Annotated in this window: 14 protein-coding genes; 11 read left to right on the top strand and 3 right to left on the bottom strand. The window is 59.3% G+C overall.

Annotated features, from left to right (window positions below; genetic code table 11):
* Positions 1–214: 214 nt before the first annotated feature.
* The 10 genes from ACYZTW_RS05240 (at position 215) to ACYZTW_RS05195 (ending at position 7,242) form a co-directional block, all read left to right on the top strand.
* A complete protein-coding gene (locus ACYZTW_RS05240; protein ID WP_462004011.1) occupies positions 215–1,189 on the top strand; it encodes a KpsF/GutQ family sugar-phosphate isomerase in 975 nt (324 codons plus the stop codon).
* Positions 1,189–1,713 carry a KdsC family phosphatase gene (locus tag ACYZTW_RS05235; RefSeq protein ID WP_462004010.1) on the top strand — a complete coding sequence of 175 codons (525 nt, stop codon included), beginning with the start codon at positions 1,189–1,191 and terminating at the stop codon, positions 1,711–1,713. Before ACYZTW_RS05240 ends, ACYZTW_RS05235 begins: the two co-directional genes overlap by 1 nt.
* A gap of 7 nt (positions 1,714–1,720) precedes the next feature.
* Positions 1,721–2,293, top strand: a complete 573-nt coding sequence (gene lptC / locus ACYZTW_RS05230; protein ID WP_462004009.1) for an LPS export ABC transporter periplasmic protein LptC — start codon at positions 1,721–1,723, stop codon at positions 2,291–2,293.
* A complete protein-coding gene (gene lptA / locus ACYZTW_RS05225) occupies positions 2,280–2,828 on the top strand; it encodes a lipopolysaccharide transport periplasmic protein LptA (RefSeq protein WP_462004008.1) in 549 nt (182 codons plus the stop codon). The genes lptC and lptA overlap by 14 nt, the downstream gene beginning before the upstream one ends.
* On the top strand, positions 2,828–3,553 hold the full coding sequence (gene lptB, locus ACYZTW_RS05220; protein ID WP_462004007.1) for an LPS export ABC transporter ATP-binding protein: 726 nt from the start codon (positions 2,828–2,830) through the stop codon (positions 3,551–3,553). The genes lptA and lptB overlap by 1 nt, the downstream gene beginning before the upstream one ends.
* A 184-nt stretch (positions 3,554–3,737) precedes the next feature.
* Positions 3,738–5,231: an RNA polymerase factor sigma-54 gene (locus tag ACYZTW_RS05215; RefSeq protein WP_462004006.1), complete on the top strand. Its 1,494-nt coding sequence runs from the start codon at positions 3,738–3,740 to the stop codon at positions 5,229–5,231.
* 74 nt (positions 5,232–5,305) lie between these two features.
* The gene (gene hpf / locus ACYZTW_RS05210; protein ID WP_047537716.1) at positions 5,306–5,614 is read left to right on the top strand and encodes a ribosome hibernation-promoting factor, HPF/YfiA family; all 309 of its coding nucleotides are present in this window, start codon (positions 5,306–5,308) and stop codon (positions 5,612–5,614) included.
* A 12-nt stretch (positions 5,615–5,626) separates the two neighbouring features.
* On the top strand, positions 5,627–6,091 hold the full coding sequence (gene ptsN, locus ACYZTW_RS05205; RefSeq protein WP_462004005.1) for a PTS IIA-like nitrogen regulatory protein PtsN: 465 nt from the start codon (positions 5,627–5,629) through the stop codon (positions 6,089–6,091).
* Between the two features lie 2 nt (positions 6,092–6,093).
* The gene (gene rapZ, locus ACYZTW_RS05200) at positions 6,094–6,951 is read left to right on the top strand and encodes an RNase adapter RapZ (RefSeq protein WP_462004004.1); all 858 of its coding nucleotides are present in this window, start codon (positions 6,094–6,096) and stop codon (positions 6,949–6,951) included.
* 15 nt (positions 6,952–6,966) lie between these two features.
* Positions 6,967–7,242, top strand: a complete 276-nt coding sequence (locus ACYZTW_RS05195) for an HPr family phosphocarrier protein (protein WP_462004003.1) — start codon at positions 6,967–6,969, stop codon at positions 7,240–7,242.
* 393 nt (positions 7,243–7,635) lie between these two features.
* Here the strand turns inward: ACYZTW_RS05195 and pmbA are convergent, their stop codons facing one another.
* Positions 7,636–8,982, bottom strand: coding sequence for a metalloprotease PmbA (pmbA, locus tag ACYZTW_RS05190; RefSeq protein WP_462004002.1), 1,347 nt, complete (start codon positions 8,980–8,982; stop codon positions 7,636–7,638).
* Positions 8,983–9,090: 108 nt separating this feature from the next.
* On the opposite strand from pmbA, the gene yjgA reads away from it, so the two are divergent.
* The gene (gene yjgA, locus ACYZTW_RS05185; RefSeq protein ID WP_462004001.1) at positions 9,091–9,615 is read left to right on the top strand and encodes a ribosome biogenesis factor YjgA; all 525 of its coding nucleotides are present in this window, start codon (positions 9,091–9,093) and stop codon (positions 9,613–9,615) included.
* 59 nt (positions 9,616–9,674) lie between these two features.
* Here yjgA and tldD read toward each other — a convergent pair whose 3' ends face one another.
* Positions 9,675–11,117: a metalloprotease TldD gene (gene tldD, locus ACYZTW_RS05180; RefSeq protein ID WP_033058018.1), complete on the bottom strand. Its 1,443-nt coding sequence runs from the start codon at positions 11,115–11,117 to the stop codon at positions 9,675–9,677.
* A gap of 18 nt (positions 11,118–11,135) precedes the next feature.
* Positions 11,136–11,984: a carbon-nitrogen hydrolase family protein gene (locus ACYZTW_RS05175; RefSeq protein WP_462004000.1), complete on the bottom strand. Its 849-nt coding sequence runs from the start codon at positions 11,982–11,984 to the stop codon at positions 11,136–11,138.
* Between the last annotated feature and the right edge of the window lie 72 nt (positions 11,985–12,056).

The raw sequence follows: 12,056 nt of genomic DNA, 5'->3' as shown, positions 1-12,056 counted from the left end.
TCCTGGGCAGGCCGAACTGGCGGCGAACTATATCACTGCAAAGGCCAAGCGCCCAAGGCCCAAGCCGGGCCATGTTCAGCACCATGACGGGGCAAAAGCTTCTATTCAGGGGTATTCGGTAACCGGGAATGACAAAGCGCGACGAACTTGCGTGAGGGTTTCGATCATTACCGTTATAATCGCCGCCTTTTCATCAGGCTATACGATTTCTGACATGAGCCAATCCAGCGACCTGATTCAATCTGCCCAACGCACCATCCGCCTCGAACTGGAAGCCGTACAAGGTTTGCTGCCCCGTATCGACGCAGATTTCGTACGCGCTTGCGAGATGATTCTGGCCAGCAAAGGCCGCGTGGTCGTGGTCGGCATGGGCAAATCCGGGCACATCGGCAACAAGATCGCCGCCACCCTGGCCAGCACCGGCACCACGGCCTTTTTCGTGCACCCGGCCGAAGCCAGCCACGGCGACATGGGCATGATCACCCGCGACGACATCATCCTGGCGCTGTCGAACTCCGGCTCCACCAATGAAATCGTCACCCTGCTGCCGCTGATCAAGCGCTTAGGCATTCAATTGATCAGCATGACCGGCAACCCTGATTCACCCCTGGCGAAGGCTGCCGAGGTCAACCTCAACGTGCATGTCGAGCACGAAGCCTGCCCGCTTAACCTGGCACCGACCTCATCGACCACTGCCGCGCTGGTCATGGGCGACGCCCTGGCCGTTGCGCTGTTGGAAGCCCGCGGCTTTACCGCTGAAGACTTTGCGTTTTCCCACCCCGGCGGCGCGCTTGGCCGGCGTCTGTTATTGAAAGTGGAAACCGTGATGCATGCAGGACAGGAGCTGCCGCAGGTTCAACGCGGCACTCTGCTCAAAGACGCTCTGATGGAAATGACCCGCAAGGGTCTGGGCATGACGGCGATCGTGGAAGCCGATGGCAAACTCGCCGGGATCTTCACTGACGGTGATTTGCGACGCACCCTGGATCGCACCATCGACATCCATCACACGACCATCGACGAGGTCATGACCGTCCACGGCAAAACCGCCCGCCCCGAGATGCTCGCGGCCGAGGCACTGAAAATCATGGAAGACCATCGAATCAACGCGCTGGTGGTGGTGGACAAGGACGACCGGCCGATCGGCGCCTTCAACCTGTCCGATCTGCTGCGTGCAGGAGTAATGTGATGAGCAACGATCTGCTGCAACGTGGCAAAAACATCAAGCTGGCGGTTTTCGACGTCGACGGCGTCCTGACTGACGGACGCCTGTATTTCCTCGAAGACGGTAGCGAATTCAAGACGTTCAACACCCTCGACGGCCAAGGCATCAAGATGTTGATGGCAGCCGGTGTGCAGACCGCTATCATCAGCGGCCGCAAGACCCCGGTGGTCGAGCGACGAGCGAAGAACCTCGGCATTCCACACCTCTACCAAGGGCGCGAAGACAAACTGGTGGTGCTCGACGAGCTTCTTGCCCAACTCAACCTAAGCTATGAACAGGTCGCCTATCTCGGCGACGACCTGCCGGACCTGCCGGTGATTCGTCGCGTCGGCCTGGGCATGGCGGTGGCTAACGCTGCCAGTTTCGTGCGTGAACACGCCCACGGCATCACCCAGGCCCGTGGTGGCGAGGGTGCCGCTCGCGAATTCTGCGAATTGATCCTGCGCGCCCAGGGCCGCCTCGATGCGGCCAACGCCGCGTACCTGTGAGCCAACTATGCTGAGCAAAAAGTTTCGCAAATTCCTGGTGTTCGGTTGCATCGCAGCTATATTCGCGGCGGTCGGCTACTGGAATATCAGCCCGGAGCGCTTCCTCGACCGGCCGGTGGCAAAGGTCGATGAAACCATGATCGACTATTACGCGGTCAACGCCCACAGCGTGCAGTACCTGCCCGACGGCAAACTGCAATACGAAATGACGTCCGACAAGGTTGAACACCTGAAAGCGACCGAAGTGACGTTGCTGACCAATCCCGACCTGAACATGTTTCGCGGCACCGAGTTTCCCTGGCACGTCCAGAGCGAGCACGGTGAAGTGAATCCCGATGGCACTCAGGTCGAACTGATTGACTCGGTGCGCATCACGCGCTTCGACGAGAAAAACCGCAAGACCCTGATTACCACCACCCGCATGACAGTGTTCCCGCAGCAGCAATATGCGCAGACCGAGCAACCCGTTAGAATCGACGGCGCTGGTGGTGTGTCGACTGGCAAGGGAATGAAAGCGTATTTGAAAGAAAGCAGGATACACCTGCTATCGAACGTAAGAGGACAGTATGAGGCTCGTTAAAACCCTCCCTATTTTGCTCGGTCTGAGCGCAGCACTGGGAAGCGTGAGCGCCTGGGCTCTGCCGACCGATCAAGCGCAGCCTATCCGCATCCAGGCCGACGACGCCCAGCTGGACGACAAGAATGGTATTGCCACCTATAAAGGTGACGTGATCATCACTCAGGGCTCGATGAAGGTCACCGGCAATACCGTGACCATCACCCGCACCCCGACGGGTGACATCGATGTGGTGACCTCCGTGGGCAACCTCGCCTATTTCGAGCAACTGCAAACCCAGGGCGACACCAAGCCTGTTCAGGGCTGGGGAGTGACTATTCAGTACCACGCCTCGCAAAACCGCGTTGTGCTGATCGATAAGGCGAAAGTCATCGACAAGGACAACAACGTCACCCAAGGCGAGAAAATCGTCTACGACACGGTCAAAAAGCTGGCGAGCGCCGGTCGCGCCACAGGTAACAAAGTCACCGAGTCGCGTCCACGCATCGACATGGTGATCCAGCCGAAGAAGAAAACCGACGAGCAAAAGGCCCAGTAATGGCAACTCTGAAAGCTCAGCATCTGGCCAAGAGCTACAAGAGCCGCCAGGTCGTGCGTGACGTCAGCTTGTCGATCGACAGCGGTCAGATTGTCGGCCTGCTGGGTCCCAACGGCGCCGGCAAAACCACCTGTTTCTACATGATTGTCGGCCTGGTACAGGCCGATCAGGGCCGCGTACTGATTGACGATCTGGATGTCAGCCACCAGCCTATGCACGGTCGTGCGAAGGCCGGTATCGGCTATCTTCCGCAAGAAGCATCGATCTTCCGCAAACTCTCGGTAGCCGACAACATCATGGCGATCCTCGAGACCCGCAAGGAGCTCGACAAGACCGGTCGTCGCAAGGAGCTGGAAAACCTGCTGCAGGAATTCCACATCAGCCACATCCGCGACAATCTCGGCATGAGCCTGTCCGGCGGTGAACGCCGCCGCGTGGAAATTGCCAGGGCACTGGCCACCAACCCGAAATTCATCTTGCTCGACGAACCGTTCGCCGGCGTGGACCCGATTTCGGTGGGAGACATCAAGCAGATCATCTATCACCTCAAGGCCAAGGGCATTGGCGTGCTGATCACTGACCACAACGTCCGTGAAACCCTGGATATCTGCGAAACCGCCTACATCGTCAACGATGGCCAGCTGATCGCCGAAGGTGACTCTGCCACCATCCTGGCCAACAACCTGGTCAAGGAAGTGTATCTGGGCCATGAGTTCCGCCTGTAAGCACTGAGGTGTCTGGCTGGTTGCTCGGGCGCTTGTCTCGATAAAAAATCAATATTTTTTTATTGTTACAGCGCTCTAGGCAAACGCTGCAGTTTCGGGCATATAATTTGCTTATGTTTGGCGCTCCGGCGCCCTGTAGTGGATGGCGCATGTGCGCCGGCGAATAAGGTGTTAAGCCCCTGCCATGAAACCATCGCTAGTCTTGAGAATGGGCCAGCAGCTGACGATGACACCGCAGCTGCAACAGGCCATCCGCCTGCTCCAATTGTCGACCCTGGACCTGCAACAGGAAATCCAGGAGGCCCTGGAATCCAATCCGATGCTCGAACGCCAGGAAGAAGGCGACGACTTCGATAACGCCGATCCCTTGGCCGACAAAGCCGAACAGCAACCCAACGCCGACATTCAGGAACCCTCCTACCAGGAAACCGCCCCGACGGTTGATAACCTCGAGGAAGGCGACTGGAACGAGCGTATCCCCAACGAACTGCCCGTCGATACCGCGTGGGAAGACGTCTACCAGACCAGCGCCAGCAGCCTGCCGAGCAACGATGACGACGAGTGGGATTTCACCACCCGCACATCGGCCGGTGAAAGCCTGCAAAGCCACCTGCTGTGGCAACTGAATCTGGCACCGATGTCCGACACTGATCGCCTGATCGCCGTGACCCTGATCGACTGCATCAACAATCAGGGCTACCTGGACGAAACCCTCGAGGAGATTCTCGAAGCCTTCGACCCGGAACTGGACATCGAGCTGGACGAAATCGAAGCCGTCCTGCACCGCATCCAGCAATTCGAACCCGCGGGTATCGGCGCCCGCAACCTGGGCGAATGCCTGCTGCTGCAATTGCGTCAGTTGTCCGCCAAGACGCCTTGGCTGATCGAAGCCAAACGCCTGGTCACCGATTACATCGACCTGCTCGGCAGCCGCGATTACAGCCAGCTGATGCGTCGCATGAAGCTCAAGGAAGATGAACTGCGCCAAGTGATTGAACTGGTCCAGAGCCTCAACCCGCGCCCAGGCTCGCAGATCGAATCCAGCGAAGCCGAATACGTCGTTCCCGACGTGATCGTACGCAAGGACAACGAGCGCTGGCTGGTGGAGCTGAACCAGGAATCGGTGCCACGACTGCGGGTCAACGCTCAATACGCCGGCTTCGTGCGCCGCGCCGACACCAGCGCCGACAACACCTTCATGCGCAATCAGTTGCAAGAGGCCCGCTGGTTCATCAAGAGCCTGCAAAGCCGCAACGAAACCCTGATGAAAGTAGCCACTCAGATCGTCGAGCATCAGCGCGGCTTTCTTGAGTACGGCGACGAGGCAATGAAGCCGCTGGTCCTGCATGACATCGCCGAAGCGGTGGGCATGCACGAGTCGACGATTTCACGGGTGACCACGCAGAAATTCATGCATACCCCTCGGGGCATATATGAACTGAAATACTTTTTCTCCAGCCACGTCAGCACGTCCGAGGGCGGTGAATGCTCGTCCACGGCGATCCGCGCGATCATCAAAAAACTGGTTGCCGCGGAAAATCAGAAAAAGCCGTTGAGTGACAGCAAGATCGCTGGTTTACTGGAGGCACAAGGCATTCAGGTGGCTCGCCGCACCGTCGCCAAGTACCGCGAATCCCTCGGGATCGCGCCTTCGAGCGAACGCAAGCGGTTGATGTAGAGCCACGCCACAGCGTTCCAGTGGCAGGCATTTCTGCCTGCCGCTTTATGCACTGGCAACGAAGGAGAAGCTGTATGCAAGTCAACATCAGTGGACACCAACTGGAAGTGACCGAACCTCTTCGCACCTACATCGGCGAAAAACTCCAACGATTAGAGAGGCATTTCGACAAGATAACCAACGTGCAGGTCACGATGACGGTCGAAAAGCTCAAGCAGAAAATCGAAGCCACGCTGCATATTCCCGGGAATGAAGTGGTCGCCAACGCGGAACATACCGATATGTACGCGGCGATCGACGCACTCACCGACAAGCTCGATAAACAACTCAAAAAGCATAAGGAAAAGACCCAAAGCCTCCTCCAGGGCGCGACCGGTCGTTAACACTCCCAACCCATGATCCGACTTGAAAGCATCCTGACCCCCGGCCGTTCCCTCGTGAACGTGCCGGGCGGCAGTAAAAAGAAAGCCCTCGAGCAAATTGCCAACCTGATCGCCCGGGAAGTGCCGGATCTGGAGATGCAAGATGTCTTCGAGGCTCTGATTGCCCGTGAAAAACTCGGTTCCACCGGTTTTGGCAACGGCATCGCCATCCCACACTGCCGCCTGAAGGGTTGCGACGCGCCCATTAGTGCCTTGATGCACTTGGACGCCCCTATCGATTTCGACGCCATCGACGGCGCTCCGGTTGACCTGTTGTTCGTTCTACTGGTCCCACAAGCGGCCACCGATGCGCACCTGGAGCTACTGCGCCAGATCGCCAGCATGCTCGATCGCAAGGAAGTGCGTGAAAAACTGCGCAGCGCCCCGAGTAATGAAGCCTTGTATCAGGTTGTCCTGAACGAGCAAAACGGTCATTAATCATGCGCTTGATCATCGTCAGCGGCCGCTCCGGCTCAGGTAAAAGTACCGCACTCGATGTTCTCGAGGACAACGGCTACTACTGCATCGACAACCTGCCCGCCGGTTTGTTGCCGGAACTGGCCGAACGCGCGTTGATTCACACCGAGCTTGCACAACCGCTGGTTGCCGTATCCATCGATGCGCGTAACCTGCCGAGTCACTTGTCGCGGTTTCCCGAACTGCTCGAAGAAGTGCGCAGCCGGCATATCCAGTGTGATGTGCTTTATCTGGACGCCGACGAAGAAACCTTGCTCAAACGTTTCTCGGAAACCCGCCGTCGTCATCCGCTGAGCAATGCCAATCGCTCACTGGCCGAGGCCATCAACGATGAAACCAACCTGCTCGGGCCGATTGCCGACCTCGCCGATCTCAAAGTAAATACCACCAACCTGAACCTGTATCAGCTGCGCGATACCATCAAGCTGCGCCTGCTGAACCAGCCGGAGCCCGGTACGGCGTTCCTGGTGGAGTCTTTCGGCTTCAAGCGTGGCATGCCAGTGGACGCTGATCTGGTGTTCGACGTGCGTTGCCTGCCAAATCCCTATTGGAAGCCGGAGTTGCGCGATCAATCCGGGCTCGACCAACCGGTTGCCGAGTACCTGGCGGCACAGCCGGACGTCGAAGAGATGTTCCAGGACATATCCACCTACTTGTTCAAGTGGCTACCGCGCTTCGCCGCCAGCAACCGTGCTTATGTCACCATTGCCATTGGCTGCACCGGCGGACATCACCGCTCCGTCTACCTGACCGAACGTCTGGGCCAGGCCCTGCAAAAATCCCTGAAGAACGTCCAGGTTCGCCACCGCGACCTCAGCTAAAGGATTCACACCGCGATGCCTGCTCTGGAAATTGAAATCATCAACAAGCTGGGCCTGCATGCCCGCGCTTCTGCAAAATTCGTTGGCGTCGCCGGTGAGTTCAAGGATTGCACGATCAGAGTAGGACGCACGCCGGAATCCACGGTCGACGGAAAAAGTATCATGGCAATGATGATGCTCGCTGCGGGTAAGGGCACCAAAATCCACCTGAGCACCGAAGGTGAAAAAGCTGATGAGGCGCTGCAGGCATTGGTGGATTTGATCAATGACTACTTCGGCGAAGGCGAGTAACACCTCGCCCTGTAGCAGCTGCCGAAGGCTGCGTTCGGTTCGGGCCGCGTTCGGACGAAGCAGTCGTAAAATTGGGCTCTGCGGTATGTCAGGCAGACCGCGTGAGCAGGGTTTACGACTGCTGCGTCCGAACGCGGCCCGAACCGAACGCAGGCTTCGCCAGCTGCTACATAGTCAGTGTCAAGCCAATGCTGTATCCATCACCATCATCAAGCAAAACCTGATCAGCAGCCCAAGACCGGCTCGCCCCCTGATGCTGCACCGATCAGGAACGCCTTGACCCAGGGATGCCATCGCTGGCGAGCCGTGATCCTTACAGGGACGGCGCAAGGCGCATAAAAAAGGCCCACCACCCAATGGGTGGTGCGCCTTTTTTTGTGCAACTGACGGGGTTTAGCTACCCGCTACCGTCATGCGCTCGATCAGCACCGAACCTGTACGAATGTTGCTGCGCAATTCCAGATCATTACCGACCGCAACGATCTGTTTGAACATGTCACGCATGTTGCCAGCGATGGTCACTTCCTGGACCGCAAACTGGATTTCGCCGTTCTCGACCCAGTAACCCGCCGCGCCACGCGAGTAATCGCCAGTGACCATGTTCAGGCCCTGGCCCATCAATTCAGTCACCAGCAGGCCGCGGCCCATGCGGCGCAGCAAGGCTGCCTGGTCTTCGTCACCATGGGTGACGAACAGATTATGCACGCCACCCGCGTTGGCGGTACTCGGCATCCCGAGCTTACGACCGGAGTACGTGCCAAGAATGTACGACACCAACTCGCCCTTTTCGACGAACGGTTTGGCGTACGTCGCCAGACCGTCGCCGTCGAACGCCGAACTGCCCAGCGCGCGCATCAGGTGCGGACGTTCATCGATGGTCAACCATTCCGGGAACAACTTCTGTCCCAGGGTGCCTTCGAGGAACGACGATTTGCGATACAGACTGCCGCCGGAAATCGCCGAGAGGAAACTGCCGAACAAACCACCGGCCAGTTCCGCGGAAAACAGCACCGGCACTTCGCAGGTCGGCACCGGGCGTGCGCCCAGACGACTCGCCGCCCGTTGCGCGGCACGCTGGCCGATGCTCTCCGGAGAGGCCAGCAAATTGCCCTGACGGTTCACGTCATACCAGTAATCGCGCTGCATCTGGCCATCGGCTTCGGCGATCATCACGCAGCTGAGGCTGTGACGAGTCGACGCGTAGCCACCGATAAAACCGTGGCTGTTGCCATAAACGCGGCAGCCCTGATGGGTGCTGAGGGTGGTGCCATCGGCGTTCTTGATCCGGCTGTCGGTGGCAAATGCCGCCGCTTCACAGGCCAGGGCCTGCTCGATGGCTTGCTCCGGGGTGATGTCCCATTGATGGAACAGGTCGAAATCCTGCAAATCCTTGGCCATCAGCGCGGCGTCCGCCAGGCCCGAAGCTTCGTCTTCCGAGGTGTGCTTGGCGATGGCCAGTGCGGCGGCGACGGTTTCGCGAATCGCCTCAGGACCACTGGCCGACGTGCTGGCCGAGCCCTTGCGCTGGCCGACGTACAAGGTGATGCCAAAGCCCTGATCGCGATTGAACTCAACGGTTTCGACTTCCCGCTGACGCACCGTGGTCGACAAGCCCTGCTCCAGCGACACTGCCACTTCACAGGCACTGGCGCCCTGGCGCTTGGCTTCAGCGATGATCTGCTCGACTTGTTCTTGCAGTGCCGGCAACGCTTGTGGGCCGACGCTTTCAACTGCACTCATGCTGTTCTCCACTCAAATTCTGCTTTCGGCTAGGGCCTTCGAGCGACCGGGCCGGACAAGCGGCCCCCGACTGGTTATCATGGCGGCGTTTCTTTGCGGACGGCCACCATGGTTGATTCTTACGACGACTCCCTCGATACGGGAGAAAAAAGCAAATCCCAGGTTAAACGCGAGCTTCATGCTCTGGTTGACCTTGGCGAGCGCCTTACAACGCTCAAGCCTGACTTGCTGGCAAAACTGCCGTTGACCGACGCTTTGCGCCGGGCTCTGGGCGATGCCTCCAAGCACACCGCGAATATCGCGCGTAAACGGCACCTTATGTTCATCGGCAAACTGATGCGCGATCAGGACACTGACGCCATTCTGACGTTGCTCGATCAACTTGATGCCTCCACTCGGCAGTACAACGAACGTTTCCATGGCCTGGAACGCTGGCGCGATCGCTTGATCGCGGGCGACGATGCGGTCCTGGAGAAGTTCGTGATCGACTACCCGGAAGCTGATCGTCAGCAATTGCGCTCCCTGATCCGTCAGGCCCAGCACGAACTGGCGACCAATAAGCCACCGGCATCGAGCCGTAAAATCTTCAAGTACATCCGTGAGCTGGACGAGACTCAACGCGGTCTGCGTTAAATCTCTTCTCGGGTGGGTCGCCACGCGGCCCACCCGAAGCTTCACTTTTTCAAGAGCCCTTAAGATCCTGTGCCACCCACAGTGATCGCATCGATTTTCAGCGTTGGCTGGCCGACACCCACCGGCACCGACTGCCCATCCTTGCCACACGTCCCCACGCCGCTGTCCAGCGCCAGATCGTTACCGACCATCGACACCTTGCTCATGGCTTCCGGCCCGTTGCCGATCAACGTCGCGCCTTTGACCGGGGCAGTGATTTTGCCGTCTTCGATCAGGTACGCCTCGCTGGTGGAGAACACGAACTTGCCGCTGGTGATGTCCACCTGACCGCCACCGAGATTGGCGCAGTAGATGCCCCGCTTCACCGAGGCGATGATTTCTGCAGGGTCGCTTTCGCCAGCCAGCATGTAGGTGTTGGTCATGCGCGGCATCGGCAGGTGTGCGTAGGATTCGCGACGACCGTTACCGGTACGGGCCACGCCCATCAGGCGCGCGTTGAGCTTGTCCTGCATGTAGCCTTTGAGTACGCCGTTTTCGATCAGCGTGGTGCACTCGGTCGGGGTGCCTTCATCATCGACGCTCAGGGAACCGCGACGACCGGCCAGCGTACCGTCATCAACGATGGTGCAAAGCTTGGACGCCACCATTTCGCCCATGCGCCCACTGTAGGCGGAACTGCCCTTGCGGTTGAAGTCGCCTTCCAGACCGTGGCCGACTGCTTCGTGCAGCAACACGCCGGACCAGCCCGAACCCAGCACCACCGGCAACGTACCGGCCGGCGCAGGGATGGCTTCGAGGTTGACCAGCGCCTGACGCAACGCTTCACGGGCATAGCCCATGGCGCGGTCATCACTGAGGAAATAACGGTAATCGGTACGACCGCCACCGCCATGACCGCCGCGCTCACGGCGACCGTTCTGCTCGACGATCACGCTGACGTTAAAGCGCACCAACGGCCGTACATCGGCGGCCAGGCCTCCGTCGGTGGAAGCCACGAGGATTCGCTCCCAGACGCCGGCCATGCTCACGGTGACTTGCTGGATACGCGGGTCGAGGGCGCGAGTCGCGACGTCGATACGTTTGAGCAGCTCAACCTTCTCGGCACGGGTCATCACTTCTAACGGGTTGTCCGGCCCGTACAGTTGGGCGACATCCTGAGTCGTGAAGGCTTGAACCGTGCCATTCTGCCCCGCGCGGGAGATCGAACGCGCCGCACGGGCCGCGGCGCCAAGGGCTTCGAGAGTAATGGCGTTGCTGTAGGCGAAACCGGTTTTCTCCCCCGATTGCGCTCGCACGCCGACACCTTGGTCGAGGTTGAAGCTGCCTTCCTTGACGATCCCGTCTTCCAGCGCCCAGGACTCGGAAATCTGTCCCTGAAAATACAGGTCGGCGGCATCGATGCCCGGGCCGGCCAAATCGCCGAGCACACCTTGCAGGCTCTCGATTGTTACGCCGCCAGGCGCCAGGAGGTGTTCACTGACTGAGGACAACAACTCGCTCATATGCTTTACGCCTTAAATTCATCGTTCTGAGGCAGGTCGCTGGGCGCCCTGCGAGAAAAAGCGCCGGTGACTGGACACCGGCATCCGCGCCCTGATGGACGCCTGTTCGCTGCTATCGCGTTCGGCCAGCAACACGGCCTCGCCTTGATCCTGTTGCGCCAGCACACGTCCCCACGGGTCGATAATCGCGGCATGGCCAAAGGTTTCTCGCGGCCCCGGATGCGTCCCACCCTGGGCGGCCGCGAGCACATAACATTGAGTTTCGATGGCCCGCGCGCGAATCAACACATCCCAATGCGCCGCGCCGGTCACCGCGGTAAAGGCCGACGGCGCAGTAATCAACTCCGCACCGGCAGCGCGTAATTCGCTGTACAGCTCCGGGAAGCGCAGGTCGTAACACACGGTCAGCCCGACTCGACCGACGGGCGTGTCCGCCACGACTACCCCACTGCCATAAGCATAGTCATCGGATTCGCGATAACGCCCGCGATTGTCCGCCACATCGACGTCGAAGAGGTGCAACTTGTCATACCGTGCAACGGTTTCGCCGTGGTCATCCACCAGCAGCGAGCAGGCGTGCACTTTGGCCGTCGGTTGATCCACCGGCGGCAACGGCAACGTGCCGGCCACTATCCATAACTTGAGGTCGCGCGCGGTCTGTTTCAACCATGGCAGGATCGGGCCTTCGCCCAACGCCTCGGCGCGGCCGATGTCGGCAATGTCGCGACGGCCCATGGCGGCGAAGTTTTCCGGAAGCACAGCCAGCTGCGCGCCACCGGCTGCCGCTTGCTCAAGCAGTCGACGGGCCTGGGCCAGATTGACCAGTACATCGCTCTGGCTGACCATTTGAATCACCGCAAAAGACATGGCCTTTTCCTTACTTGAAATCTGTACACCGTCCTGTAGCAGCTGCCGAAGGCTGCGTCCGGCTGCGCAGCA

The organism is Pseudomonas sp. LB3P25, assembly GCF_054897985.1.
The sequence above is the reverse complement of the archived record's forward strand: the minus strand, read 5'-3'. Positions and strand labels throughout refer to the sequence as shown.